Here is a 26,160-nt window from a genome sequence, read left to right as displayed (position 1 = left end):
GGGCTGGGGGGCGGCCGCGGCCGCCTCGGCGGTGGCCTGCGGCTCCGCCGGGGCGGTCGGGGCGGGGGAGGCCGGGCCCTCGCCGCCGTTCCACGCCGGGTCGGTGGTGTGCTGCGGATCGACGGTGCCGGGGTGCGCGGCCAGCGCCCCGGGGTCGGCCCGGCGGGGTGCGCCGGTGCCGCAGGCGGCCAGGAGGCCGCCGGTGGCGGTGAGGGCGGCCAGCTTGGCGGTGGTGCGCAGTACGGTGCGGCGGTCGGCAGTCATCGGCAGCCAGCATAGAGAGGGTGGGCCCGGCGGGCGATCCGGTATGACCGGTCCGTACCTCATTTGACGTGCACACACTCTGTCTACGGGCGTTGCGTGAACCTGAACTCCCGCTGTTTCCACAGCTTGTCGTTGGATACGATCGCCGCGCACCGCGTGTTGACGGGCGGTAGCCACATTTCCGGCATTGTGCATTGGGGGCGGACGGGATGGACGAGGACACTGCGGCGGGGCGGGCGGCCGACACCGACTGGCACTGGGCCAGAGCGGACGACTGGCAGCCGCCGAGCGAACTGGACACCGGCATCCCGCACACGGCCCGGATGTACGACTACTACCTGGGCGGCAAGGACAACTTCGAGGCCGACCGCAAGGCCGCCCAGGCCGCGATAGCCGCCTACCCCGCGCTGCCGCTGCTCGCCCGCACCAACCGGCAGTTCCTCGGCCGCGCCGTGGAGTTCGTGGCTGGCCGGGGCATCCGCCAGTTCGTCGACATCGGCACCGGCATCCCCGCCGTCGGCTCCACCAGCGAGGTCGCCCGGCGCGTCGCCCCGGACGCCCGCGTGGTGTACGTGGACAACGACCCGATCGTGGCCTCCCACGCCCGCGCCCTGCTGGCCGGCCACCCCATCGGGCACACCTCGGTGATCGAGGCCGACCTGCGCGACCCGGCCGCGATACTCGGCCACCCCGCACTGGCCGCCGCCGTCGACCTCTCCCAGCCGGTCGCGCTGATGCTCGTCGCCGTCCTGCACTTCATCCGCGACGAGGACGGCGCGCAGCAGATCGTCCGCACCCTGCGCGACGCGCTCGCGCCGGGCAGCGCGCTGATCCTCTCCCACGGCAGCCCCGACTTCGCCTCCCGGGAGAGCGCCGACGAGGGCACCCGCATCTACAAGAGCGCCAGCGCCCCCCTCGTCCTGCGCCCCCGGGCCGGGGTCGAACCCTTCTTCGGCGACTTCGAGTTCGCCGGCCCCGGCCTCGTCCAGCTCCCGCTCTGGCGGCCCACCGCCGGCCACGTCCCCACCACCGAACTCCCCGAGGGCTGGCAGGACGTCTCCGCCTACGCGGGCGTCGCCTTCAAGCAGTAGCCCGCCCGGCCAGGACACCACCAGACCAGGACACCGCCCGGCCCCGGCGCCCCCCTCCTGCACCGGGGCCGGGCCCGAGAAGCGTACGCAGCCCCACTGACAACCCCTCACCCGCCCGGACGGCCCGGTTCGTACCGGGAGAAGCCGGGAGAAGCCGGGAGAAATTGACGCGACAGGGCGCGCGCGGCGGTGTTAGCTTCCGCAGCATGGAACCCCTGAGTGAGAACGAGATCCGCGCGTCCTTCGTCAACTGCTCCAAGGGCGAGGCCCGTCGGCTCAACCTGCCCCGGGGCCTGGCCGAACTGCCCTGGGAGAGCCTGGACTTCCTCGGCTGGCGGGACCAGGGCGCGCCCGACCGCGCCTACCTGGTGGCCGTGCACGGCGGCGAGCCGGTCGGCGTGACGCTGCGGGTGCCGACGGTACGGCGCAGCCTCACCAAGACCAACGTGTGCTCGCTGTGCATCACCGCGCACGCCGGCACCGGCGTCGCGCTGCTCGCCGCCCGCCGGGCCGGGGCGGCCGGCCGCGAGGGCAACACGGTCGGGACGTACATCTGCGCCGACCTCGCCTGCTCGCTCTACGTGCGCGGGCTGAAGAAGTCCGCCCTGGTCACCCGGCCCGACGAGTCGCTGCCGCTGGAGCAGCAGATCGCCCGTACGGTGGGCAACCTCGACGCCTTCCTCGCCAAGGTGCTCACCGACACCGCCGCGTAGAACACGCCGAGCCGGCCGGCGGGCCTCAGAGCCCGCGCAGCTGGTCCAGATCGCGGCGCTCCCGCTTGGTCGGGCGTCCCGTCCCGCGGTCCCGCTGCCCGGCCGCCGCGACGAACTCGCGCGGCGGCCGCGGCGGGCTGTTGTCGACCAGGCACTCCGCCGCGGCCGCGGCGCCGACGCGCTTGCGGATCAGCTGCCGTACGACCACGACCCGCTCGTACCCCTCCTCGCGGACCCGTACCTCGTCCCCGGGCTTCAGCGCCTGGGCCGGCTTGGCCCGTTCGCCGTTCACCCGGACGTGCCCGGCGCGGCAGGCGGCCGCCGCCAGTGCCCGCGTCTTGACCAGCCGGACCGACCAGATCCAGCTGTCCACCCGCACGCTTCCCTCGTGTTCAGCCATCCTCGGAGCCTACCCAAGCGCCCGGGCCGGGGGCCTACGCCGCGGACGGCGCCTCCTGGACGGCCCAGCCGTTGCCGTCCGGGTCGTTGAAGAACACGAAGTTGTTCCACGCCTCGCCGTGGCCGTTCACCCGGGCGCCGGCCACGAAGTGCTGGACGGGGCTGACCTGCACGCCCCGCGCGGCCAGTTCGGCGTGCGCCTTCTCGATGTCCGCCACCACCAGTTGGAGCCCCTTGACCGAGCCGGGCGGCGCGTCGATCACGCCCTTGCCCACCACGATCGAGCAGCGCGATCCGGGGGGAGTCAGCTGGACCACGCGGAGCCCGTCCCGCAGGCGGGTGTCGTGGTCGACCGTGAAGCCGGCCTGCTCCTCGTAGAAGAGCTTCGCGCGGTCCACGTCGGACACCGGGACCACCACGACTTCGAGCTTCCAGTCCATCACCCTCACCCCTCTCGGTCGGGCCCTTCCAGTATCCGTCCGGCGGCTTTCATCGAAAACTGTTCCCCGGACCCCGTCCGATAGCCTGAGAACACGATGAATCCGCAGACCACGCCCGCCGCGCCCACGCCCGCCGCGTCCCCGTTCGCCACCCCGTGGGGCACCTTCGACCTCACCCGCTTCCCCGAGGACCCGCGCGAGCGGCTGCGGGCCTGGGACGCCGCCGACGAGTACCTGCTGCGCCACCTCGCGGGCGAGACGGACAGCGCGGACGGCGCCGTGACCGAGCTGGCCGGCTGCCGGATCGCCGTCCTCGGCGACCGCTGGGGCGCGCTGACCACGGCGCTCGCCGAGCACCGGCCGTTCCAGATCACCGACTCCCACCTCGGCCGGCAGGCCACCGCGGCCAACCTGGCCCGGGACGGCTCCGCCGTCGACGAGGGCCGGCTGCTGACCACCCGGGACACCCCGCCGGAGCGGATCGACGTGCTGCTGGTGCGCGTCCCCAAGAGCCTGGCCCTGCTGGAGGACCAGCTGCACCGGCTGGCCCCCGCCGTCCACCCGGGCACCGTGGTGGTCGGCGCCGGCATGGTGACCGAGGTCCACACCTCCACGCTCCGGCTCTTCGAGCGGATCCTCGGGCCGACCCGCACCTCGCTCGCCGTCCGCAAGGCCCGGCTGATCCTGTGTACGCCGGACCCGGCGCTCGCCCCCGGTCCCAGCCCGTGGCCGCACCGCTACGCGCTGCCGTCGGGCATCGGCCCCGCCTCCGGCCGTACGGTCGTCAACCACGCGGGGACGTTCTGCGCCGAGCGGCTCGACATCGGCACCCGCTTCTTCCTCGCCCACCTGCCGACCCCCGCCCCCGGTGACCGGGTGGTGGACCTGGGCTGCGGCAACGGCGTGGTCGGGACGGCCGCCGCGCTGGCCGGGCCGGGCGCGGAGCTGCTGTTCGTGGACGAGTCGCACCAGGCGGTGGCCTCCGCCGAGGAGACCTTCCGCACCAACCTGGGCCCGGACGCCCGGGCCGAGTTCCTGGCCGCCGACGCGCTCGCGCCGGACGTGATCGCCCCCGGCTCGGTGGACCTGGTGCTCAACAACCCGCCGTTCCACTCCCACCAGGCCACCACCGACGCCACCGCCTGGCGGATGTTCACCGGATCGAAGCGGGCCCTGCGGCCCGGCGGTGAACTCTGGGTGGTCGGCAACCGCCACCTCGGTTACCACGTCAAGCTGCGCCGCCTCTTCGGCAACTGCCAACTCGTGGCCGGGAACCCCAAGTTCGTGGTGCTGCGGGCCGTCAAGCGCTGACCGGGGGTTCACCCCGGGGCGGGGCTCCCGCACATACTCCTTGCATGGATTTTCCCTCACGCGTATATTCATGCCACGACAAAGGAGGAACGCCATGGCATTGCGAGTCGCCGTCGCCGGCGCGAGCGGATACGCGGGCGGCGAGGTGCTGCGCCTGCTGCTCGGCCACCCCGAGGTGGAGATCGGGGCGCTGACCGGCGGCTCGAACGCGGGCACCAGACTGGGCGCGCTGCAGCCGCACCTGATCCCGCTCGCCGACCGCGTCCTCGAACCCACCACCCCCGAGGTGCTGGCCGACCACGACGTGGTGTTCCTGGCGCTCCCGCACGGCCAGTCCGCCGCCGTCGCCGAGGCCCTCGGCGAGAACGTCCTGGTGGTCGACTGCGGCGCCGACTTCCGGCTCCGGGCCGCCGCCGACTGGGAGCAGTTCTACGGCTCCGCGCACGCCGGCACCTGGCCCTACGGCCTGCCCGAACTCCCCGGCCACCGCGCCGCGTTGAAGGGCAGCAACCGGATCGCCGTACCCGGCTGCTACCCGACCGCCGTATCCCTGGCGCTGTTCCCCGCGTACGCGGCCGGGCTCGCCGAGCCGGAGGCCGTGGTGGTCGCGGCCTCCGGCACCTCCGGCGCCGGCAAGGCCGCCAAGCCGCACCTGCTGGGCAGCGAGGTGATGGGCAGCGTCAGCCCGTACGGCGTCGGCGGCGTCCACCGGCACACCCCGGAGATGGTGCAGAACCTCACCCCGCTCGCGGGCGAGCCGGTCACCGTCTCCTTCACCCCCACCCTCGTCCCGATGCCGCGCGGCATCCTCGCCACCTGCTCGGCCAAGGCCAAGCCCGGGGTGGGCGCCGAGAGCCTGCGCGCCGCCTACACCGAGGCGTTCGCGGACGAGCCCTTCGTCCACCTGCTGCCCGAGGGGCAGTGGCCGCAGACCAGCAGCGTCTACGGCGCCAACACCGCCCTGGTCCAGGTCGCCCTGGACGCCACCGCTGGGCGGATCATCGCGATCAGCGCGATCGACAACCTGGTCAAGGGCACCGCCGGCGGCGCGGTGCAGAGCATGAACATCGCCCTGGGCCTGCCCGAGGAGCTGGGCCTTCCCGTGAACGGAGTCGCACCGTGAGTACTTCTGGCAACGTGGGCGTGACGGCCGCCAAGGGCTTCCGGGCCGCCGGCGTGACCGCCGGCATCAAGGCCTCCGGCACCCCCGACCTCGCCCTGGTGGTCAACGACGGCCCCTCGCTCGCCGCCGCCGGCGTCTTCACCGCGAACCGGGTCAAGGCCGCGCCCGTGCTCTGGTCCGAGCAGGTCCTCAAGGGCGGCCAGGTCTCCGCCGTCGTCCTCAACTCCGGTGGCGCCAACGCCTGCACCGGCCCGCTCGGCTTCCAGGACACCCACGCCACCGCGGAGAAGGTCGCCGCGGAGCTGGGCCTCAACGCCGGCGAGGTCGCCGTCGCCTCCACCGGCCTGATCGGCGTACGGCTGCCGATGGACATCCTGCTGCCCGGCGTCACCCTGGCCGCCGGGGAGCTCAGCGAGACCGGCGGCGAGGCCGCCGCGATCGCCATCAAGACCACCGACACCGTGCACAAGACCGCCCAGGTCACCAGCCCGGCCGGCTGGACGGTCGGCGGCATGGCCAAGGGCGCGGGCATGCTCGCCCCGAGCCTCGCCACCATGCTGGTCGTGCTCACCACCGACGCCGCCGTGGACGGCGCCGGCCTGGACGCCGCGCTGCGCGGCGCCACCCGCACCACCTTCGACCGGATCGACTCCGACGGCTGCATGTCGACCAACGACACCGTGCTGCTGCTCGCCTCCGGCGCGTCCGGACTCACCCCGGACCAGGCCGAGTTCGCCGAGGCCGTCCGCACCGTCAGCGCCGACCTGGCCCGCCAGCTGATCGGCGACGCCGAGGGCGCCAGCAAGGACATCCGGATCGACGTCACCGGTGCCGCCACCGAGGACGAGGCCGTCGACGTCGCCCGGACGATCAGCCGCAACAACCTGCTCAAGTGCGCCATCCACGGCGAGGACCCCAACTGGGGCCGGGTGCTGGCCGCGATCGGCACCACCACCGCCGCCTTCGACCCGAACCGGCTGGACGTCGCCATCAACGGCGTGTGGGTGTGCAAGGACGGCGGCGTGGCCGAGGACCGCGACCTGGTGGACATGAAGGGCCGTGAGGTCGTCATCACCGCGAACCTCAACGCCGGTACGGCGGACGCCTCGTTGTGGACCAACGACCTCACCGCCGACTACGTTCACGAGAACAGCGCCTACTCGACCTGATCCGCGTCACTTCGTCCGCGGCATCCTGACCCGCGACACCCCGATCCGCGGCCACCAGATCCGCGACATCCTCCCCCAACCTCCGGCCGGGGGGACCCCCATCGACGAGGGAATCCCGTGCAGATCGCACCCAAGGGCGAACAGGCCCGCAACAACACCGCGTTGCCCAAGGCCGTGACGCTGATCGAGGCGTTGCCGTGGCTGGAGCGCTTCCACGGCAAGACCGTCGTGATCAAGTTCGGCGGCAACGCCATGGTGGACGACAGCCTCAAGTCGGCCTTCGCCCAGGACGTCGTCTTCCTCCGCTACGCCGGCCTCCACCCGGTCGTGGTGCACGGCGGCGGCCCGCAGATCAGCGCCCAGCTGGACAAGCTCGGCCTGGAGTCCAACTTCACCAACGGACTGCGGGTCACCACCCCCGAGACCATGGACGTGGTCCGGATGGTGCTGGCCGGCCAGGTGCAGCGCGAGCTGGTCGGCCTGCTCAACGGGCACGGCCCGTTCGCCGTCGGCATGACCGGCGAGGACGCGCACACCATGACGGCGGTCAAGCGCTACGCGGTCGTGGACGGCGAGCAGGTGGACATCGGCCTGGTCGGCGACATCGTCAACATCGAGGCCGGCGCGGTGAAGGCGCTGATCGCCGACGGCCGGATCCCGGTGATCTCCTCGATCGCGCGCGGCGCCGACGGCCACGTCTACAACATCAACGCCGACACCGCCGCCTCCGCCCTGGCGGTCGCGCTCGGCGCCGAGATGCTCGTCGTCCTCACCGACGTCGAGGGCCTCTACAAGGACTGGCCGAACTCCGACGACGTGATCAGCCAGCTCAACGCGAGCGAGCTGGAGGAGCTGCTGCCCGAGCTGGCCAGCGGCATGCTCCCCAAGATGGAGGGCTGCCTGCGCGCCGTCCGCTCCGGCGTGGGCACCGCCCGCGTCCTGGACGGGCGGGTGCAGCACAGCCTGCTGCTGGAGATCTTCACCGACGAGGGCATCGGCACGATGGTCGTGCCGGACGACGAACCGACCGTGACCGGGGGACTGGCATGACGCACAACGAGCAGCTCACCGGCCGGTGGCAGCACGCCTTCACCGACAACTACGGCACCCCCCGGATCCCGCTGGTGCGCGGCGCGGGCAGCAAGCTCTGGGACGCCGACGGCAAGGAGTACACCGACCTGCTCGGCGGCATCGCCGTCAACGCCCTGGGCACCGCCCACCCGGCCGTGGTCGAGGCGGTCAGCCGGCAGATCGCCACCCTCGGCCACGTCTCCAACCTCTTCATGGCCGAGCCCACCATCGCCCTCGCCGAGCGGCTGCTGGCGCTGGACGGCCGGGAGGGCGGCCGCGTGTTCTTCTGCAACTCCGGCGCGGAGGCCAACGAAGCCGCGTTCAAGATCAGCCGGCGGACCGGCCGCACCCACCTGGTCGCCCTCCAGGGCGCCTTCCACGGCCGCACCATGGGCGCCCTCGCGCTCACCGGCCAGCCCGCCAAGCAGGACCCGTTCCGCCCGCTGCCCGGTGACGTCACCCACGTCCCGTTCGGCGACGTCGAGGCGCTGCGCGCGGCCGTCACCACCGAGACCGCCGCCGTCTTCCTGGAGCCGATCCAGGGCGAGAACGGCGCGATCCCGCTGCCCGACGGCTACCTCAGGGCGGCCCGCGAGATCACCCGGGCCACCGGCACCCTGCTGGTTCTGGACGAGATCCAGACCGGCGTCGGCCGCACCGGCCACTGGTACGCCCACCAGGCCTTCGAGGGCGTCGAGCCGGACGTGGTGACCCTGGCCAAGGCGCTCGGCGGCGGCCTGCCGATGGGCGCCGTGCTCGCCTTCGGGGAGGCCGCCGAGCTGCTCACCCCGGGCCAGCACGGCACCACCTTCGGCGGCAACCCGGTGGCCGCCGCGGCCGGGCTCGCGGTGCTGGACACCATCGAGTCCGAGGGCCTGCTGGAGCACGCCCGCAAGCTCGGCGAGCGGCTGCGGCAGGGCGTCGAGGCGCTCGGCGACCCGCTGGTCTCGCACGTGCGCGGGGCCGGACTGCTGCTCGGCATCGTGCTCACCGAGCCGGTCTCGGCCGCGGTCCAGGCCGCGGCGCAGGACGCGGGCTTCCTGGTCAACGCGGCCGTCCCGGACGCCGTCCGGCTGGCCCCGCCGCTGGTGCTGACCGAGCAGGAGGCGGACGCCTTCCTCGCGGCGCTGCCGGGCATCCTCCGGACGGTGCGCGAGGGCGCCCCGGCCGATGCGAGTTGACCGCCGTCCGGGAGAATAATCACATGACCGCTTCCCACTCCGGCCCTTCCGCCGCCGGGCCGACGCCGCAGGTCCCGCAGACCCGCACGGCGCGCCACCGGCGGATCGTGGACCTGCTCACCCGCCAGCCCGTGCGTTCGCAGAGCCAGCTCGCCAAGCTGCTCGCCGACGACGGACTCGTGGTCACCCAGGCCACCCTCTCGCGGGACCTGGACGAGCTGGGCGCGGTCAAGATCCGCAACCGGGACGGCGCGCTGATCTACGCCGTCCCGGCCGAGGGCGGCGACCGCACGCCGCGCGCGCCGATGGGGGAGTCGGCCAGCGAGGGCCGGATGGCCCGGCTGGCCGGCGAGCTGATGGTCTCCGCGACGGCCTCCGGCAACCTGGTGGTGCTGCGCACCCCGCCCGGCGCCGCGCAGTTCCTGGCCTCGTCGATCGACCAGGCCGAGGTGTTCGAGATCATCGGCACCATCGCCGGCGACGACACCGTCCTGCTGATCAGCCGGGACCCGGCCGGCGGCCAGGCGCTCGCCGACCACCTCATGCAACTCGCCCAGGCCAAGGCGCAGTAGCGCCCCGCCCCGGACAACCCCGGCCGACGGCCCCTCGGATTCCCCGGGCCGTCGGCCGGGGTTTTGTGTTCCATACGCCTTGGTGCATACTTATGCCATCCGCTGCACAGGCATGAAGGCATGAAGGAGCTCCGCGATGACCGCCCAGCAGTCCGCCGACGTCCGCCTCTGGGGCGCGCGCTTCGCCGACGGCCCGTCCGAGGCGCTGGCCAAGCTCTCCGCCTCGGTCCACTTCGACTGGCGCCTCGCGCCGTACGACATCGCCGGCTCCAAGGCCCACGCCCGGGTCCTGCACAAGGCGGGCCTGCTCTCCGACGCCGAGCTCGCCGGCATGCTGGCCGGCCTGGATCAGCTGCTCGCCGACGTCGAGGCGGGCACCTTCACCGGCACCGTCGCCGACGAGGACGTCCACACCGCCCTGGAACGCGGACTGCTGGAGCGCCTCGGCCCCGACCTCGGCGGCAAGCTGCGGGCAGGGCGCTCGCGCAACGACCAGATCGCCACGCTGTTCCGGATGTACCTGCGGGACCACGCCAAGACCATCGGCGGCCTGCTGCTCGACCTCCAGCAGGCCCTCGTCGGCCTCGCCGAGGCGCACCCGGACACCGCGATGCCGGGCCGCACCCACCTCCAGCACGCCCAGCCGGTGCTCTTCGCCCACCACGTCCTCGCGCACGTGCAGGCCCTCGGCCGGGACGCCGAGCGGCTGCGCCAGTGGGACGCCCGCACCGCCGTCTCCCCGTACGGCTCCGGGGCCCTGGCCGGCTCCTCGCTCGGCCTCGACCCGCAGGCCGTCGCCGCCGACCTCGGCTTCGAGGGCGGCTCGGTCGGCAACTCCATCGACGGCACGGCCTCGCGCGACTTCGTCGCCGAGTTCGCCTTCGTGACCGCGATGATCGGCATCAACCTCTCCCGGATCGCGGAGGAGGTGATCATCTGGAACACCAAGGAGTTCGGCTTCATCACGCTGCACGACGCCTTCTCCACCGGCTCCTCGATCATGCCGCAGAAGAAGAACCCGGACATCGCCGAGCTCGCCCGCGGCAAGTCCGGCCGGCTGATCGGCAACCTGACCGGCCTGCTGGCCACCCTCAAGGCGCTGCCGCTGGCCTACAACCGGGACCTCCAGGAGGACAAGGAGCCGGTCTTCGACTCCTGCGACACCCTGGAGGTGCTGCTGCCCGCGTTCACCGGGATGATGGCCACCCTCACGGTGCACCGGGAGCGGCTGGAGGAGCTGGCCCCGGCCGGCTTCTCGCTCGCCACCGACATCGCCGAGTGGCTGGTCAAGCAGGGCGTGCCGTTCCGGGTCGCGCACGAGGTGGCCGGCGCCTGCGTCAAGGTCTGCGAGGCCGAGGGCATCGAGCTGTCCGACCTGACGGACGAGCAGTTCGCCGCGATCTCCGAGCACCTGACCCCCGAGGTCCGGTCGGTGCTCAGCGTGCACGGCGCCATCGCCTCCCGCAACGGGCGCGGCGGCACCGCCCCCTCGGCGGTCGCGGTCCAGCTCGCCGAGGTGAAGGCGGACCTGGCGCGGCAGCAGGAGTGGGTCCAGGGCTGACCGGAGGTCAGCGGGGGAGGGGCGCGGCGGTCCGACCGGCGCGCCCCTCCGGCGTCCGCGCCCCGGCCCGGGCGTAACCGGCCCCGCCCCGGGCCGTCATGCACGGTGTGTGCACCACCCTTCCCCCCGTCCCCTCCGCCGAGGACGTCTACCTCGCCGAATGCCGCCGCCGTGTGGTCCGCGAGACCGTCGCCGCCCTGCCCGGCCGCTGCCCGGAACTGATCGCCGCCCTCGCCGAGGACCCGCCACCCACCTACCGCGAGCTCTCCGAACGCCTCGGCATGCCCCGGGGCTCCATCGGCCCCACCCGCTCCCGCTGCCTGGCCTGCCTGCGGACGCTGCTCCACGCGGAGCGCTACCCATGAGCCCCGGGGAGGCACCCCGGCCCCGCCCCGCGAACCCTCTCCCGCCCGTGCCTCCGCCCGCTCCCGCGCGCCTCTCCAGCCCCACCGGCCCCCTCCGCCCCGACGTGACCCTCGCCACGTCCGGCCCCCCGAAGGTTGAGGGAAGCTGACACCCGGGTAGAGCGCTGGCGAACGCAGCTCTTGACGGTGACGCGATCACTCGGATACTGAGCGTGAGCGCGCCACCCTCTGCGCGCCGGGCACGACGACTGGGGAGGCCCCTCCACATGGGCATGAGCGTGATCATCTCGGCTGCGGAGGCCGAGGACGCGGAGCAGATCCTCAAGCTCCAGTACCTCGGCTACCAGCCCGAGGCCGAGCTGTACGGCGACTGGGCCCTGGAGCCCCTGACACAGAGCCTGGAGAGCCTGCGCGCCGAACTGGCCGAGCAGCACTTCCTGGTCGCCCGGCTGGGCGACGAGGTGGTCGGCACCGTCCGCGGCCGCATCGGCGCCGACGGCGTCGGCCGGATAGGGCGTTTGGTCGTCCACCCGCGGATGCAGCGTCACGGCCTCGGCGGCCGCCTCCTGGACGCGCTGGAGCGCCGCCTCGCCGAGGAGGGCCCGGTGAGCGCCTACCGCCTGTTCACCGGCCACCGCAGCCTCGGCAACCTGCGCCTGTACGCCCGTCAGGGCTACCGGCAGACCCGGGTCGAGCAGGTCAGCAACCGGCTGAGCTTCGTCCACCTGGAGAAGCCCGCCGCCACGCCGCTCGCCAGCACCCCGCTCGCCGCGACGGCCTGAGCCCGCCGCCCGCGCAGCCGCCCTCGGCGCCGCCACCATCCGGACGATCCGGTGGCGGCGCCGAGTCGTATCTCCGCTGGTCAGAGGCGCGAGTGTCCGCATTGCGGACACTGCTGTCAAACAATTGGGCGTACTACGACCCATCTGTTTTACTGGCTCACATGACTGCGACGACGAACTGGACCCCCACCGGCACGCTGCCGGCAGGTGAGCGTGCCATGTGCCGTCGAATGTGTCACTGCTGAGGGCCACCGCCCCCGGCGCCCCCTGAGGGTGCCTCCCCTCGCGCCCCGAAGCGAGACTCCGGCGTCGCTCCCGCCCGTGCGAGCGCGCCCCTCCTCTCCGTACCCCTCCCCTTGCCGTGCCCGCCGACCCGCGGGCGCCGGTGACTCGTAAGGGCCACGCCGTCGCGCGGCCCGGCCGTCCAACGGCCACGATCAAGGGGTGGCAGGTCCGGATCCCCCTGGCGAAGCGCCGTAAGTCACCGCCGACCGCAATCCGGTCGGGCGGTCGATCCACGCCGCCCGCCCCCGACCCACGGAAGCCGCTGTGATCACCACCACGGACCTCACGAAGGTCTACCGCTCCCGAGGCCGCGAGGTGACCGCCCTCGCCGGCGTCGACCTGCACGTCCGCCCGGGCGAGGTCTACGGAGTCGTCGGCACCAGCGGTGCCGGCAAGTCCACCCTCATCCGCTGCGTGAACATGCTGGAGCGCCCGACCTCCGGCACCGTCACCGTGGACGGGGTCGAGCTGACCGCGCTGTCCGGTGGCGAGAACCGGGCGGGCCGGGAGCTGCGCGAGGCGCGCCGCCGGATCGGCATGGTCTTCCAGCACTTCAACCTGCTGTCCTCGCGGACGGTGCAGCAGAACGTCGAGCTGCCGCTGGAGATCATCGGCCTGGACCGCACCCAGCGCCGCCGCAAGGCCGCCGAACTGCTGGACCTGGTCGGCCTCGGCGACAAGGCCCGCAGCTACCCCAACCAGCTCTCCGGCGGCCAGAAGCAGCGCGTCGGCATCGCCCGCGCCCTGGCCGGCGACCCCAAGGTGCTGCTCTCCGACGAGGCCACCTCGGCGCTCGACCCGGAGACCACCCGCTCGATCCTCAAGCTGCTGCGCGACCTCAACCAGCAGCTCGGCCTCACCGTCCTGCTGATCACCCACGAGATGGACGTCATCAAGTCCGTCTGCGACTCCGCCGCCCTGATGCGCGGCGGCCGGGTGATCGAGTCCGGCGGGCTCACCGACCTGCTGGCCCAGCCCGGTTCCGAGCTGGCCCGCGAGCTGTTCCCGCTCAGCGAGTTCGGCACCGGCCACCCCGGCTCCACCGTGCTGGAGATCACCTTCCAGGGCGACACCTCGGCCCAGCCGTTCGTCTCCCAGCTGGCCCGCACCTACCAGATCGACATCAACATCCTCGGCGCCGCGGTGGAGACCATCGCCGGCCGGATGGTCGGGCGGATGCGGGTCGAGCTGTCCGGCGCCCACCAGGACAACGTGGTGCCGATCGGCTACCTGCGCGAGCAGGGCCTGCAGGTGGACGTGATCGGTGCGGCGAACGGAGCGGTGGCATGACCTGGGACCAGATGTGGGCCCTGATGGGGCCGGCCACGCAGGAGACCTTCCAGATGGTCGGCGTGTCGGCACTCGTCACCGTGCTGCTCGGCCTGCCGCTGGGCGTCCTGCTGGTGCTCACCGACAAGGGCGGCCTGCTGGCCAACCGGGCCGTCAACAAGGCCATCGGCTTCGTGGTGAACATCGCCCGCTCGGTGCCGTTCATCATCCTGATGATCGCCCTGATCTCCTTCACCCGCTGGCTGGTCGGCACCTCGATCGGCTGGCAGGCGGCGACCGTGCCGCTGACCATCGGCGCCATCCCGTTCTTCGCCCGCCTGGTCGAGACCTCCGTCCGTGAGGTCGACCGCGGCCTGGTCGAGGCGGTCCAGTCGATGGGCGGCAGCACCTGGACGATCGTCCGCAAGACCCTGCTGCCCGAGGCGCTGCCCGGCATCGTGGCCTCGATCACCACCACGGTCATCACGCTGGTCAGCTACTCCGCGATGGCCGGCACGGTCGGCGGCGGCGGCCTCGGCACCCTCGCCGTCAACTACGGCTACCAGCGCTTCGAGACGGCCTTCATGTGGGTCATCGTGGCCGAGCTGGTGATCATCGTCACGGCCGTCCAGCTGATCGGCGACTTCGCCGTCCGCCGCCTCGCCCACCGCGGCCGCGCCGGCGGCCGGACCCGCCTGCTGGGCCGCACCCCGACGACTCCCGACAAGGACCTCGTCGCCTCCTAGACCTCCCCCGTCCGACACCGGACGCGGCTCCCCGAATCACGCAGAAAGGCACTTTTCGTGCGCACCGTTGTGAAGTTCACCAGTGTCCTCGCCACCGCCGGCCTCGCCTTCTCGCTGGCCGCCTGCAGCAGCTCCGGCTCGTCCTCCTCGGACCCGAACGCGCCGCTGAAGGTCGTGGCCAGCCCCACCCCGCACGGGCAGATCCTGAAGTTCGTCAAGGACAACCTCGCGGACAAGGCCGGCCTCAAGCTCGACATCAAGGAGGTCACCGACTACGTGACCCCCAACACGGCGGTGCAGGACGGTTCGGCCGACGCCAACTACTTCCAGCACGTCCCGTACCTGGAGGACTTCAACAAGAAGCACGGCACGAACATCGTCTCGGTCGAGCCCGTGCACCTGGAGCCGCTGGGCCTGTACTCCAAGAAGGTCAAGGCGATCGCCGACCTGCCGGACGGTGCGACCATCGGTCTGCCCAACGACGCCACCAACGAGGGCCGGGCGCTCAAGCTGCTCGCCGACAACAAGCTGATCACCCTCAAGGACGGCGTCACCACCACCGCCACCCCGGCCGACGTGACGGGCAACCCGAAGAACCTCAAGTGGAAGGAGCTGGAGGCCGCCCAGCTGCCCCGCTCCGTCGCCGACCTCGACGCCGCCGTCATCAACGGCAACTACGCGCTCGACTCCGGCCTGAAGCCGGCCACCGACGCCCTCGTCCTGGAGAAGGCCGACGGCAACCCGTACGCCAACATCCTCGCCGTCAAGAAGGGCAAGGAGAACGACCCGCGGGTCAAGAAGCTCGCCGAGCTGCTGAACTCCGACGAGGTCAAGAAGTACATCAACGACACCTTCCAGGGCTCGGTCATCCCGGCCTTCTGATCCGTCGCACCGCGCTACGCCGCGACGACCGGGCCCCGCCGCACCTCGGCGGGGCCCGGTCGGGCAGTATGCACCTCGGACGCCCCGGGCAAAGGCGTTCTGACGTACCGTCGTGCGGGCGGCGCACCGGGTGGTACCCGGAGTGCGACGCAGGCGTACGGTGTTGTGTTCACGACCCGGCGAGGAGAGACGGCATGGCAGCGAGCTTCCCCGAGACCGCCATCAGCACCGAACGGCTGCTGCTGCGACCCCTTGCGGAGGACGACGCCCCCGGCCTGGCCACGATGATGGCCGACGACCTCGTCCTGGCCTGGACGGACCTCCCGCACCCCTTCACCGAGGAGTACGCGGCCGAACTCGCCCGCACCCTCGCCCCCGCCCACCGGGCCGCCGGCCGCGGCATCGTCCTCGCCGTCACCGAGCACCTGACCCAGCGCCTGGTCGGCCTGGTCGAACTGCGCAACACCGACTGGCGGCTGCGCAGCACCGAGATCTCCTACGTGACCGCCGCCTGGGCCCGCGGCGAGGGCTACGCCCCGGAGGCCGTCCTCGGCGTCGCCCAGTGGCTCTTCGAGGATCGCGGCTTCCTGCGCCTGGAGCTGCGCACCGCCGCCGGGAACACCGCCGCCCAGCAGGTCGCCCAGAAGATCGGCGGCATCAGCGAGGGCGTGCTGCGCAGCGCCTGGATAGTGCGCGGCGAGTCCGGCGAGCTCGTGGCGGAGAGCCGCAGCGACCTCATCCTGTGGAGCCTGCTCCCGGAGGACCTGGAGTCGCCCGAACTGCACCACGACGGCTGGCACGGCGACCACCGCTACGTGCTGCGGGACTGAGCCGGCTCCCAAGCCACCCGATCACCCCGGACGTATGTGCGAGATGTCGGCGCCCGGGGGACGACACCCGGTAGCCTCTCCACCGGCGCCGCACGACGGCGCGAGCGAGCGAGTGGCGCACCGAGTCGAGGGAGAACGGCCGCAGATGGCTGACCGGATCACGGTCATCGGGTGGGACGGCACGCCGCTGACCGAGGCCGCCGGTGCGGCCCTCGCCGCGGCGACCCTGGTGGCCGGCGCCCCCTATCAACTGAACGCCCTCCCGGTGCCGGACGCGGCCGAGCGGATCACCCTCGGCGAGATCAGGCAGGCCGCCCGCCGGATCGCCGAGCACCGCGGCGCCGCCGTCGTGGTCGCCGAGGGCGACCCGGGCTTCTTCGGCGTGGTGCGCACCCTGCGCCGCCCCGAGTACGGCCTGGAGCTGGAGGTGCTGCCCGCCGTCTCCTCCGTCGCCACCGCCTTCGCCCGGGCCGGCATGCCCTGGGAGGACGCCCAGGTGGTCAGCGCCCACGGCGGGCGGCTGCGCCGCGCGGCCAACATCTGCCGGGCCCACCCGAAGGTCGCGGTGCTCACCGCCCCGGGCGCCGGGCCCGCCGAACTCGCCCTGATGCTGCGCGGGGTGCACCGGACCTTCGTGGTCTGCGAGGCCCTCGGCACCCCGGAGGAGGCCGTCACCGTCCTCACCTCCGACCGGATCGCCGACCACGTCTGGCGCGACCCGAACGTGGTGCTGGTGATCGGCGGCGCCGCCCAGGCCGCCGCGGTGGACCAGGCGGCCGGCTGGCTGGCGGGGCGCCCGGTCGGCTACCCCGGCGCGGACCGCGGCTGGGCGCTCCCCGGCGACGCCTACGCGGGCGCCGGGCGCACGGGGGCTGAGGCGGGCGCGTCGGAGGCACTCCCCGCGCACGTGCGCGCCCTGGTGCTGGCCCGTCTGGGTGCACGTCCGGGGGACCTGGTCTGGTCGGTCGGCGCGGGCAGCGGCGCCCTCGCGGTGGAGGCGGCCCGGTTCGGCGCCGCCGTGGTCGCGGTCGAGGGCTCCCGCTCGGCCTGCGCCCGGCTGACCGTCAACGCCCGCCGCTACGGCGTCGAGGTGGAGGCCGTGTACGGCAGCGGCCCCGAGGTGCTGGGCGGCCTGCCCGAGCCGGACGCGGCGGTGGTGGAGTCCGGCGGCCCGGACGTGGTGCGCGCGGTGCTGGCCCGCAGGCCGGAGCGCTTCGTCGCGCTGCCCCGGACCTTCGCCGAGGCGGAGGAGGTCCGGCGGGCGATCGGCGAGGCCGGCTACCGGGCGGACGGCGCGTTGCTGCAGTCGACTCCGTTGCTGTCTGTGGGGGAGGGCGGCGGGCTGGAGCTGGGGGCGGGCGGAACCGGCGTGCTGGTGCTCTGGGGTGAGCAGATCGTGTGAAGGCCTCGGGCGTGGGCCGGGGCCGTCCGGTGGCGGCGACGGTGATCCAGGTCGCATCCGGACACCGATTCGAGAGGTGACCGCGCCGGGCCGGTAGTGTGACGTCCTGGGCGGCTGCAGCCGTCGGCGACCCACCCGATTCGGTCGGTTTGTCACCTTTTTGACGCGGTGCAACCCGATTCCGCTCGGAGTGTGGGCAATTCGACGGGCCTCGTGCCGGACCTGGAGAATGCCGTAGGGTCCGGTGCGGTCGTGCCGGTTGCTCCGGGTTGTCGTTGTTTCAGACGACGTGCCGTCCCTCGGGGGTGGTACGCCGGGCCGGGGTGCCGCAGCGCGCCGGAAGGACTTGGGCCGCAGCGCCATGGCGCGGCGGCCGCGTGTGGTTGAGGGGCGGGTCGGCCAGGCCCGGCCCGTGCGGATGGGCGCTGCGATCGGTGATCGCGTCGCCAAGGGCGCGGCAGCGGCCTGGAAGGAGCTTTGACAATGACCGATGGCGGCCACGTCCCGGGCGAGGGACTGCCGGAGCACCCGCACGCCGGGCCCGACCCGCTCGGCGGACCGGAGGGCGTCGCGGGCGTTGCACCCCTGCAGGGCGTCGCGACGGACGGCGGTGTGATCCCGAACCAGGCGGCCCCGGTCGGCGGCATGCCCGGCACGATGCCCCCGGGCGCGGGCGTCATCCCGCCGCAGGGCCAGCCCGGCTTCACCGTCCCCGGCATGCCGTCGCCCGGTGTCCCCGGCGACGGCTGGGCCGTCGACCAGGGCGCCCCGCGCCCGGCCTTCCACTTCCTCGACCAGCCGGACGGCCTGGACGACGAGGACGACGTGCTGCTGATGCCCGGCCCGCAGGGCTCCTGGGGCGAGCCGATGGCGTCCGTCCCGGCCGAGCAACTGCCGCTCGCCCCGCAGCAGGACGGCATGCCGGTCGAGCCGTCCTGGCCGCCGGTGGACCCGCCGGTGCTCGGTGCCGAGCACGCCCCGCAGCAGCCCGTCCAGATGCAGCCGCAGGCGCAGCAGCCGATGACGCAGGCTCAGCAGCCGCGCCGCCCGCTGCACGCCGGCCCGCCGATCCCGGACCCGTCGCTGATGACCGGCCACGTCCCGGTCCGCTCGCTGGCCGACCGCGGCCCGTCGCTGGGCGGCACGCCCGCGCACGGCATCCCGGTCGTCGGCCGGCCGCCGATGGCCGAGGCCGCCGTCCCGGGGCAGGCTGCCGTGCCGCAGGCCGCCCCGATGGCCCCGGCGCCGCCGGTCGCCCCGGCCGTCCAGGGCGCTCCGATGACGGAGGGGCAGCAGCTGCCCTACCCGCAGGACGCCCTGCAGGCGGTGCAGGTGCCACTCGCCTCCCAGCCGGTCGAGGCCGTGATGGCGGTCGAGACGATCGGGGCGATCGAGGTGATCGAGGTCGTCGAGCTGCCGGAGGCGGCTCAGGCCGGCCAGGGCGCTCACGCCGCCCAGGCCCCGGCAGCGCCCGAGGCCGTCGCGGAGGCCGTCGCCGTCGCGCCGCAGGAGGTCGCGCCGCAGGACCTCGTGGCCGAGCCGGTCGTGGCGGAGGCCGCCCAGGCCGTGGCCGAGGCCGTACCCGTCGCCGCCGCCCCCGTCGCTGCCGAGGGCGTTGCCGTCGACGGCGTCGCCGTCGAGGACGCCGCTCAGCCCGAGGCTGCCGCCCCGGCCGGTCAGCCGCGCCGGATCTCCGCCTTCCTCGCCGCGCCCACCTCGCACGGCCTGCCCAAGGTCGAGGCGGCCGGGCAGGCCCCGGCGGCCGAGGAGGCGGCGCCGCAGCAGCCCGCGCCCATAGCGGCCGCCGACGCGCCGCAGGCCGCCGAGGGCGGCGAGGCCGTCCAGGCGGCTCAGGCCGCTTCCGGTGCCGAGGGCGAGGCCGTCCAGGCCGCCGGGACCGCTGAGGTCGCCGAGGCCGGCGAGTCCGCCGTGGCCGCGCCGGAGGTCGTCGCCGCTCCGGTTGCCGAGACCGCCGCGGGCACCGGTGAGATGCCGTCCGGCCAGGCTGTCGGCGAGCCCGTCGCGGAGGCCGAGCAGCCGCAGCAGCAGGAGGCCGTCCCGGCGGAGACCGTCGCGGAGCCGGTCGCGGAGCAGGCGGAGGAGGCAGCGCAGGCGGAGCAGCCCGTGGCGGCGCCCGGCGATGCCGCCGCCGAGCCGGTTGCCGACACTGCCGTCGAGGCTGCTGTCGAGGCCGCGCCGGCGCAGCCCGCCGAGGCCGTCGCGCAGGAGTCCGAGCAGCAGCCCGTCGCCGAGGTTGCGCCGGAGGCTGTCGGCCAGTCGGCCGAGACCACGGTCGAGCAGGCTGCGGAGAACGGTGCCGAGGCCTCCGCCGAGGTCGTCGCCGAGCCGACCCCGGCCGGGCCGGAGACCGAGTCCGTGGCCGAGACCCCTGCCGAGACCCCGACCGAGGCCGCGGCCGAAGGCACCGCCGAGCCGGTCGCCGAGCCGGCCCAGCCCGCTGCCGAGGCGCCGACCGAGGCTGCCGCCGAAGCCGCCGCCGAGCCGGTGGCCGCCGCGGCCGAGAGTGCCGAGGCCGTCGAGACCGCCGAGCCCCTCCAGGAGCAGGCCCCCGAGCCCTCCGCCCCCGAGGAGCCGCAGGCCGAGCAGCCCGCAGAGCAGCAGGCCGACCAGCCGTCTGCCGAGGAGCCGCAGCAGCAGGAGCAGCAGCACCCCGAGGAGCCGCAGCCCGAGGAGCCCGCCGAGCCGCGCGGCCCGGCCGCCCCCGGTTACGACGAGGCCGGCCGCGAGGCCGTCCACCAGGTGATCCGCGAGCGCCGCGACATCCGCAACGGCTTCCGCCCTGACCCGATCCCGCACGAGGTGCTGATCCGGGTCCTGGAGGCCGCCCACACCGCGCCCAGCGTCGGCTACTCGCAGCCCTGGGACTTCGTGGTGATCCGGTCGGCCAAGACCCGCCGCCGGATGCACGCCCTGGCCGAGCGCCAGCGCGAGTCGTACGCGGACTCGCTGCCCAAGGGCCGGGCGAAGCAGTTCAAGGAAATCAAGATCGAGGCGATCCTCGAAACCCCGGTCAACATCGTGGTGACGGCCGACCGCACCCGGGGCGGCCGGCACACCCTGGGCCGCCACACCCAGCCGCAGATGGCCCCGTACTCGGCCGCCCTGGCCGTCGAGAACCTCTGGCTGGCGGCCCGCGCCGAGGGCCTGGGCGTCGGCTGGGTGAGCTTCTTCGACGACGAGGAGCTGGTCCGGGAGCTCGGCCTGCCCGAGCACCTGGAGGTCGTCGCCTACCTGTGCGTCGGCTTCGTCGACTCCTTCCCGGGCGAGCCGGAGCTGGAGCAGCAGGGCTGGGCGAAGAAGCGCCCGCTGTCCTGGGTCGTGCACGAGGAGCAGTACGGCAACCGGGCGCTGCCCGGCGAGGAGCCGCAGAGCCTGCTCGCCGACACGCTGCGCGGCATCCGCCCGCTGGACGCCAAGGCGCTGGGCGAGGCCTGGGACCGGCAGAAGCGGATGACCAAGCCGGCCGGCTCGCTCGGCATGCTGGAGATCATCTCCGCCCAGCTGAGCGGCCTGTCCCGCAAGTGCCCGCCGCCGATCCCGGAGCCCGCCTGCGTGGCGATCTTCGCCGGTGACCACGGCGTGCACGCCCAGGGCGTCAGCCCCTGGCCGCAGGAGGTGACCGCCCAGATGGTCGGCAACTTCCTGGCCGGGGGAGCGGTGATCAACTCCTTCGCCAAGCAGATCGGCACCGAGGTCTGCGTGGTCGACGTCGGCGTGGCCGCCGAGCTGCCGGACGCCGTCCAGCAGGGCCGTGCCACCGGCCTGCTGCCGCGCAAGGTCCGCCCCGGTACGGCGGACATGACCCAGGGTCCGGCGATGACCCGCGAGGAGGCCCTGCAGGCCATCGAGGTCGGCATCGAGACCGCCCGCGACCTGGTCGCGGCGGGCAACAAGGCGCTGGTCACCGGCGACATGGGCATCGCCAACACCACCGCCTCGGCCGCCCTGATCTCGGTGTTCACCGGCCTCGACCCGGCCGAGGTCACCGGCCGCGGCACCGGCATCGACGACGAGACCCACGCCCGCAAGATCGAGGTCATCCGCGCCGCGCTGGCCCTGCACCGGCCCGACCCGAGCGACCCGGTCGGCGTCCTCGCCGCCATCGGCGGCCTGGAGCACGCGGCGATCGCCGGCTTCCTGCTGGGTGCCGCCTCGCTGCGCACCCCGGTGATCCTGGACGGCGTCATCGCCGGTTCGGCCGCACTGGTCGCCAAGGCGATCGCCCCCGAGGTGCTGGCCGCCTGCATCGCCGGCCACCGCTCCGCCGAGCCCGGCCACCAGGCCGCGCTGGCGAAGCTCGGCCTGCGTCCGCTGATCGACCTCGACCTGCGCCTCGGCGAGGGCACCGGCGCCCTGCTGGCCCTGCCGCTGGTGCAGAGCGCGGCCCGGGCGATGCACGATGTAGCCACGTTCGACTCCGCCGGGGTCACCGAGAAGGCCTGACGCACGTCCGTCACCGCTCCGCGGACCGGCCCGAGGGCGCGCCGGTCCGCGGAGCGGTGTCTCGCCGTACCGTCCCCAACACTCATCCCCGATCAGGAGCACCGCCGATGACCGCGCCCAACCCGCACCCGAGCACCGAGGGCCGCACGCCGTACCCGGTCGGCCTGCTGCTGGCCGGCCGCCGCGTCGTCGTGATCGGCGGCGGCCAGGTCGCCCAGCGGCGGCTGCCCGCCCTGATCGCCACCGGGGCCGACCTGCACCTGATATCCCCGTCGACCACCCCGGCCGTCCAGGCCATGGCCGACGCGGGCGAGCTCACCTGGCACGCCCGTCCGTACCAGGACGGCGACCTGGCCGGTGCCTGGTACGCCCTCGTCGCCACCGACGACCCGGCGGTCAACACGGCCGTCAGCGCGGAGGCCGAGCGCGAGCGGGTGTTCTGCTCCCGCAGCGACGACGCCTCCGCCGCCTCCGCCTGGACCCCGGCCAGCGGCCGTGACGCGGGCGCCACCGTGGCCGTCCTCACCGGCGACCCGCGGCACTCCGCCGCCCTGCGCGACGCCATCGTGGACGGCCTGCGGGACGGCTCGCTGGCCGCCCGCCAGTACCGCTCGCACGGCGCCGGCGTCGCCCTGGTCGGCGGCGGCCCCGGCGACCCGGACCTGATCACGGTGCGCGGCCGCCGCCTGCTCGCCGACGCCGACGTGGTGGTCGCCGACCGCCTCGCCCCGCGCGAGCTGCTCGCCGAACTGCCCGAGCACGTCGAGGTGATCGACGCCTCCAAGATCCCGTACGGCCGGTTCATGGCCCAGGAGGCGATCAACCGCACGCTGATCGAGCACGCCAAGGCCGGCAAGTTCGTGGTCCGGCTCAAGGGCGGCGACCCGTACGTCTTCGGGCGCGGCGGCGAGGAGCTGCTGGCCTGCGCCGAGGCCGGCCTCCCGGTCACCGTGGTGCCCGGGATCTCCAGCTCGATCAGCGTCCCCGCCTCGGCCGGCGTCCCGGTCACCCACCGCGGCATGACGCACGAGTTCACCGTGATCTCCGGCCACGTCGGCCCGGACGACGAGCGCTCGCTGACCAACTGGGAGGCCGCGGCGAAGATGAGCGGCACCCTGGTGCTGCTGATGGCCGTGGACAAGATCGGCGCGATCGCCGCCCGGCTGGTCGAGTACGGCCGTGCGGCGGACACCCCGGTCGCGATCGTCCAGGAGGGCACCACCGCCGCCCAGCGCCGGGTGGACGCCACCCTGGGCACCGTCGCCGCCGTGGTCGAGGCCGAGGGCGTCAAGCCCCCGGCGGTCATCGTCATCGGTGACGTCGTCAACGTCCTGGCCGCCGCCTTCCGGCAGTAGGCCCGCACGCCGGGAGCAGGAAGCCGGGAGTAGGAAGCCGGGAGTAGGAAGCCCGGAGTGGGAAGTCGGCCCGTCCGACTTCCTACTCCAGCGGCTGCTCCGCCCAGATGACCTTCCCGGTCGCCGTGTACCGCGTCCCCCAGCGGTCCGCGAACTGCGCGACCAGGAACAGCCCGCGCCCGCCCTCGTCCTCGGTCGCCGCGTACCGCAGGTGCGGCGAGGTGCTGCTGCCGTCCGACACCTCGCAGATCAGCGCACGGTCCCGCAGCAGCCGCACCCGGATCGGCCCGGAGCCGTACCGGATCGCATTGGTCACCAGTTCGCTCAGGATCAGCTCGGTGACGAACGCGGCCTCGTCCAGCCCCCAGCCCGCCAGCCGCCGCGCCACCTCCGCCCGGACGGCCCCCACCGCCGCCGGGTCCGAGGGCACGTCCCACTCCGCCACCCGGTCCGGCGCCAGCACCCTGGTCTGCGCCACCAGCAGCGCGATGTCGTCCTGCGGGTGCGCCGGCAGCAGCGCCCCGAGCACGTCCGCGCAGGTCTGCTCGGGCGTGCGCGGCGGGCCGGTCAGCGCCGAACGCAGCAGCTCCAGCCCCTCGTCGATGTCCCGCTCGCGGTCCTCCACCAGCCCGTCCGTGTACAGCACCAGCCGGCTGCCCTCCGCCAGCTCCACGTCGGCGGTCTCGAACGGCAGCACCGCCAGCCCCAGCGGCGGCCCGGTCGGCAGCTCCGGGAACACCACCCGGCCCTGCGGGTCCACCACGGCCGGCGGCGGGTGCCCGGCGGTGGCCATCGTGCAGCGCCGCGACACCGGGTCGTAGATCGCGTACAGGCAGGTCGCCCCGGTCAGTCCGGCGTTCTCACCGCCCGCCGCCTCGTCCTGGTCGATCCGGTTCACCAGCTCGTCCAGGTGCCCCAGCAGCTCGTCCGGCGGCAGGTCCAGGGTCGAGAAGTTGTGGATCGCCGTCCGCAGCCGGCCCATCGTCGCCGCCGCGTGCAGCCCGTGCCCCACCACGTCCCCGACCACCAGCGCCACCCGCGCGCCCGGCAGCGGGATCACGTCGAACCAGTCCCCGCCCACCCCGGCCTGGGCCGGCAGGTAGCGGTGCGCCACGTCCAGCGCGTTCTGCGCCGGCAGGCTGCGCGGCAACAGGCTGTGCTGCAGCGTCACCGCCATCGCGTGCTCCCGGGTGTAGCGGCGGGCGTTGTCGATGCACACCGCCGCGTGCGAGACCAGCTCCTCCGCCAGCGCCAGGTCGTCCGGCTCGAACGGCTCCGCCCGCTGCGCCCGCCAGAACCGGGCCACCCCGAGCAGCACCCCGCGCGCCCGCAGCGGCACCCGCACCAGCGAGTGCACCCCGTACGCCAGCGCCTGCGCGGACCGCTCCGGGTCCTGTTCCCGCCACTGCCGGGTCTCCCTCAGGTCCGGCTCCAGTCCCGGCTCCCCGCTGTGCAGCGCCCAGGCCAGCGGGGAGCCGGGCACCACGTCCAGCACCGTGCCGACCGGGTAGAACGGCGAGTCGTCCCGTACGCCCGCCACCGCCGCCCGCCGCATCCGCCCCAACGAGGTGCCCGCCGGAGGCTCCTCACCCGCCAGGACCTGCTCCGCGAGGTCGACCGTGACGAAGTCCGCGAACCGCGGCACCGTGACCTGCGCCAGCTCCTCGGCCGTCCGCGTCACGTCCAGCGTGCTGCCCACCGTCACCCCGGCGTCGTACAGCAGCCGCAGCCGCCGCTGGGCCCGTTCGGCCCGGCCGGACAGCGCCAGCAGCTCGGTGGAGTCACGCAGCGTGGCCACACAGCCGGGCGGCCCGCCCGCCTGGTCGGTCAGCCGGACGTTCACCGCCAGCAGCCGCTCCCCGGACAGCACCACCTCGTCGGTCACCTGGCGGTTGGCGGTCAGCAGCTCCAGCGGCGCCGGCTCCAGGCCCAGCTCGGCCACCGGGCGGCCCTCGGCGTCCGGCGGCAGGTCCAGCAGCCGCCGCGCCTCGTCGTTGCAGAGCAGCAGCCGCCCGTCCCCGCCGACGATCATCACGCCCTCGCGCACCGCGTGCAGCACGGCCGCGTGGTGCTCGTACATCCGGGTCATCTCGACCGGGCCCAGCCCGTGCGTCTGCCGCCGCAGCCGACGGCTGATCAGCGCCGACCCGAGCGTGGCCAGCCCGATCGCGCCACCTGCCGCGCCCAGCACCACCGGCAGCTGGCGCTCGCTCGCCGTGTTGACGTTCGCCAGCGTGACGCCCGCCGAGACGAGCCCGACCACCTGGCCGTCCGGCGAGTACACCGGAACCACCGCCTGCACCAGCGGCCCGAGCGTGCCGGTGATGTGCTCGGTCACGACCTGGCCGTGCAGCGCCGGCTGGTAGTTGCCGACGAACTTCTGGCCGATCCGGGCCGGGTTCGGGTGGGTGTAGCGGATGCCCTGGTTGTTCAGCACCACGATGAAGTCGACACCCGAGGCGATCCGCGCGGACTGCGCCTTCGGCTGCAGGATCGCGGTCGGGTCGGGGGAGCGCAGCGCGTCGACCATGCCCGGCGAGTTGGCGAAGGTCTGCGCGACCGCCACCGACCGGTTGCGGGCCTCGTTGTCGGCGTCCCGGTGCGACTGCACCACCAGCGCCACCACGGCGGCCGCCACCAGCAGCAGCACGACCAGGATCTGCAGCGCGAACACCTGCCCGGCCACCGACCGGTGCCACACCGGCCACCGCCGCTTCGCGCGCGGCAGCTGTGGCCGACCGTGTGGGCGCCCACCGGTGGAGCCGGTGGAGCCAGTGGCGCCAGAGGCCGACGGAACCCAGGATCGGCCCGGATAACGGGCCATACGGTCATATTTGCACTCCCGCCAGCCGGGGACCACCCCGTCCCGTCGGCCGTTTGGCCAT

Annotated in this window: 21 protein-coding genes and 1 pseudogene; 18 read left to right on the top strand and 4 right to left on the bottom strand. The window is 74.0% G+C overall.

Annotated features, from left to right (window positions below; genetic code table 11):
* A pseudogene (locus OP86_RS36775) lies at nt 1–264 on the bottom strand (hypothetical protein); the annotation flags it as partial.
* Nucleotides 265–473: 209 nt separating this feature from the next.
* On the opposite strand from OP86_RS36775, the gene OP86_RS21650 reads away from it, so the two are divergent.
* Entirely contained in the window at nt 474–1,355 is an 882-nt protein-coding gene (locus OP86_RS21650) for an SAM-dependent methyltransferase (protein ID WP_078588538.1), read from the top strand.
* 206 nt (nt 1,356–1,561) lie between these two features.
* Complete coding sequence (locus OP86_RS21645) at nt 1,562–2,068, top strand: FBP domain-containing protein (RefSeq protein ID WP_030056296.1); 507 nt, start codon at nt 1,562–1,564, stop codon at nt 2,066–2,068.
* A 25-nt stretch (nt 2,069–2,093) separates the two neighbouring features.
* Here OP86_RS21645 and OP86_RS21640 read toward each other — a convergent pair whose 3' ends face one another.
* Complete coding sequence (locus tag OP86_RS21640; protein WP_030256195.1) at nt 2,094–2,468, bottom strand: RNA-binding S4 domain-containing protein; 375 nt, start codon at nt 2,466–2,468, stop codon at nt 2,094–2,096.
* A 34-nt stretch (nt 2,469–2,502) separates the two neighbouring features.
* Nucleotides 2,503–2,907 carry a VOC family protein gene (locus OP86_RS21635; RefSeq protein ID WP_030056295.1) on the bottom strand — a complete coding sequence of 135 codons (405 nt, stop codon included), beginning with the start codon at nt 2,905–2,907 and terminating at the stop codon, nt 2,503–2,505.
* Between the two features lie 96 nt (nt 2,908–3,003).
* Between OP86_RS21635 and OP86_RS21630 the strand changes: the two genes are divergently transcribed.
* The 16 genes from OP86_RS21630 (at nt 3,004) to cobA (ending at nt 23,275) form a co-directional block, all read left to right on the top strand.
* Complete coding sequence (locus OP86_RS21630; protein WP_051830382.1) at nt 3,004–4,218, top strand: methyltransferase; 1,215 nt, start codon at nt 3,004–3,006, stop codon at nt 4,216–4,218.
* Between the two features lie 94 nt (nt 4,219–4,312).
* Complete coding sequence (gene argC, locus OP86_RS21625; RefSeq protein ID WP_030056293.1) at nt 4,313–5,341, top strand: N-acetyl-gamma-glutamyl-phosphate reductase; 1,029 nt, start codon at nt 4,313–4,315, stop codon at nt 5,339–5,341.
* Nucleotides 5,342–5,355: 14 nt separating this feature from the next.
* Nucleotides 5,356–6,510 (top strand): bifunctional glutamate N-acetyltransferase/amino-acid acetyltransferase ArgJ, encoded by a 1,155-nt coding sequence (gene argJ, locus OP86_RS21620; RefSeq protein WP_030056292.1) that lies wholly within the window; start codon nt 5,356–5,358, stop codon nt 6,508–6,510.
* A 117-nt stretch (nt 6,511–6,627) separates the two neighbouring features.
* Nucleotides 6,628–7,560, top strand: a complete 933-nt coding sequence (gene argB, locus OP86_RS21615) for an acetylglutamate kinase (RefSeq protein ID WP_030056291.1) — start codon at nt 6,628–6,630, stop codon at nt 7,558–7,560.
* Nucleotides 7,557–8,762: an acetylornithine transaminase gene (locus OP86_RS21610; RefSeq protein ID WP_030056290.1), complete on the top strand. Its 1,206-nt coding sequence runs from the start codon at nt 7,557–7,559 to the stop codon at nt 8,760–8,762. The genes argB and OP86_RS21610 overlap by 4 nt, the downstream gene beginning before the upstream one ends.
* A 23-nt stretch (nt 8,763–8,785) precedes the next feature.
* A complete protein-coding gene (locus OP86_RS21605; protein WP_030056289.1) occupies nt 8,786–9,334 on the top strand; it encodes an arginine repressor in 549 nt (182 codons plus the stop codon).
* A gap of 136 nt (nt 9,335–9,470) precedes the next feature.
* Nucleotides 9,471–10,895, top strand: a complete 1,425-nt coding sequence (gene argH, locus OP86_RS21600) for an argininosuccinate lyase (protein WP_030056288.1) — start codon at nt 9,471–9,473, stop codon at nt 10,893–10,895.
* 107 nt (nt 10,896–11,002) lie between these two features.
* The gene (locus OP86_RS21595) at nt 11,003–11,260 is read left to right on the top strand and encodes a sigma-70 RNA polymerase sigma factor region 4 domain-containing protein (protein WP_157849803.1); all 258 of its coding nucleotides are present in this window, start codon (nt 11,003–11,005) and stop codon (nt 11,258–11,260) included.
* 266 nt (nt 11,261–11,526) lie between these two features.
* On the top strand, nt 11,527–12,042 hold the full coding sequence (locus OP86_RS21590; protein ID WP_030056286.1) for a GNAT family N-acetyltransferase: 516 nt from the start codon (nt 11,527–11,529) through the stop codon (nt 12,040–12,042).
* A 549-nt stretch (nt 12,043–12,591) separates the two neighbouring features.
* A complete protein-coding gene (locus OP86_RS21585; RefSeq protein ID WP_030056285.1) occupies nt 12,592–13,617 on the top strand; it encodes a methionine ABC transporter ATP-binding protein in 1,026 nt (341 codons plus the stop codon).
* Complete coding sequence (locus OP86_RS21580; protein ID WP_030056284.1) at nt 13,614–14,342, top strand: methionine ABC transporter permease; 729 nt, start codon at nt 13,614–13,616, stop codon at nt 14,340–14,342. The genes OP86_RS21585 and OP86_RS21580 overlap by 4 nt, the downstream gene beginning before the upstream one ends.
* A 57-nt stretch (nt 14,343–14,399) precedes the next feature.
* Nucleotides 14,400–15,224, top strand: a complete 825-nt coding sequence (locus OP86_RS21575) for a MetQ/NlpA family ABC transporter substrate-binding protein (RefSeq protein ID WP_030056283.1) — start codon at nt 14,400–14,402, stop codon at nt 15,222–15,224.
* A gap of 194 nt (nt 15,225–15,418) precedes the next feature.
* Complete coding sequence (locus OP86_RS21570; protein ID WP_030056282.1) at nt 15,419–16,054, top strand: GNAT family N-acetyltransferase; 636 nt, start codon at nt 15,419–15,421, stop codon at nt 16,052–16,054.
* Nucleotides 16,055–16,199: 145 nt separating this feature from the next.
* Nucleotides 16,200–17,456, top strand: a complete 1,257-nt coding sequence (gene cbiE / locus OP86_RS21565; RefSeq protein ID WP_030056281.1) for a precorrin-6y C5,15-methyltransferase (decarboxylating) subunit CbiE — start codon at nt 16,200–16,202, stop codon at nt 17,454–17,456.
* Between the two features lie 483 nt (nt 17,457–17,939).
* Nucleotides 17,940–21,920, top strand: a complete 3,981-nt coding sequence (cobT, locus tag OP86_RS21560) for a nicotinate-nucleotide--dimethylbenzimidazole phosphoribosyltransferase (protein ID WP_078588537.1) — start codon at nt 17,940–17,942, stop codon at nt 21,918–21,920.
* Nucleotides 21,921–22,027: 107 nt separating this feature from the next.
* Entirely contained in the window at nt 22,028–23,275 is a 1,248-nt protein-coding gene (cobA, locus tag OP86_RS21555) for a uroporphyrinogen-III C-methyltransferase (protein ID WP_051830380.1), read from the top strand.
* An 82-nt stretch (nt 23,276–23,357) separates the two neighbouring features.
* Here the strand turns inward: cobA and OP86_RS21550 are convergent, their stop codons facing one another.
* A complete protein-coding gene (locus OP86_RS21550) occupies nt 23,358–26,099 on the bottom strand; it encodes a SpoIIE family protein phosphatase (protein WP_078588536.1) in 2,742 nt (913 codons plus the stop codon).
* Nucleotides 26,100–26,160: the final 61 nt, after the last annotated feature.

Source organism: Streptomyces novaecaesareae (assembly GCF_000716875.1).
Taxonomy (GTDB): domain Bacteria; phylum Actinomycetota; class Actinomycetes; order Streptomycetales; family Streptomycetaceae; genus Kitasatospora; species Kitasatospora novaecaesareae.
The sequence above is the reverse complement of the archived record's forward strand: the minus strand, read 5'-3'. Positions and strand labels throughout refer to the sequence as shown.

Excerpts from the sequence above, each read along its gene's own strand:
- OP86_RS21650 (WP_078588538.1), top strand. The coding sequence starts at position 474 with ATGGACGAGGACACTGCGGCGGGGCGGGCGGCCGACACCGACTGGCAC.
- OP86_RS21645 (WP_030056296.1), top strand. The coding sequence starts at position 1,562 with ATGGAACCCCTGAGTGAGAACGAGATCCGCGCGTCCTTCGTCAACTGC.
- OP86_RS21640 (WP_030256195.1), bottom strand. The coding sequence starts at position 2,468 with ATGGCTGAACACGAGGGAAGCGTGCGGGTGGACAGCTGGATCTGGTCG.
- OP86_RS21635 (WP_030056295.1), bottom strand. The coding sequence starts at position 2,907 with ATGGACTGGAAGCTCGAAGTCGTGGTGGTCCCGGTGTCCGACGTGGAC.
- OP86_RS21630 (WP_051830382.1), top strand. The coding sequence starts at position 3,004 with ATGAATCCGCAGACCACGCCCGCCGCGCCCACGCCCGCCGCGTCCCCG.
- argC (WP_030056293.1), top strand. The coding sequence starts at position 4,313 with ATGGCATTGCGAGTCGCCGTCGCCGGCGCGAGCGGATACGCGGGCGGC.
- OP86_RS21610 (WP_030056290.1), top strand. The coding sequence starts at position 7,557 with ATGACGCACAACGAGCAGCTCACCGGCCGGTGGCAGCACGCCTTCACC.
- OP86_RS21605 (WP_030056289.1), top strand. The coding sequence starts at position 8,786 with ATGACCGCTTCCCACTCCGGCCCTTCCGCCGCCGGGCCGACGCCGCAG.
- argH (WP_030056288.1), top strand. The coding sequence starts at position 9,471 with ATGACCGCCCAGCAGTCCGCCGACGTCCGCCTCTGGGGCGCGCGCTTC.
- OP86_RS21590 (WP_030056286.1), top strand. The coding sequence starts at position 11,527 with ATGGGCATGAGCGTGATCATCTCGGCTGCGGAGGCCGAGGACGCGGAG.
- OP86_RS21580 (WP_030056284.1), top strand. The coding sequence starts at position 13,614 with ATGACCTGGGACCAGATGTGGGCCCTGATGGGGCCGGCCACGCAGGAG.
- OP86_RS21570 (WP_030056282.1), top strand. The coding sequence starts at position 15,419 with ATGGCAGCGAGCTTCCCCGAGACCGCCATCAGCACCGAACGGCTGCTG.
- cbiE (WP_030056281.1), top strand. The coding sequence starts at position 16,200 with ATGGCTGACCGGATCACGGTCATCGGGTGGGACGGCACGCCGCTGACC.
- cobT (WP_078588537.1), top strand. The coding sequence starts at position 17,940 with ATGACCGATGGCGGCCACGTCCCGGGCGAGGGACTGCCGGAGCACCCG.
- cobA (WP_051830380.1), top strand. The coding sequence starts at position 22,028 with ATGACCGCGCCCAACCCGCACCCGAGCACCGAGGGCCGCACGCCGTAC.
- OP86_RS21550 (WP_078588536.1), bottom strand. The coding sequence starts at position 26,099 with ATGGCCCGTTATCCGGGCCGATCCTGGGTTCCGTCGGCCTCTGGCGCC.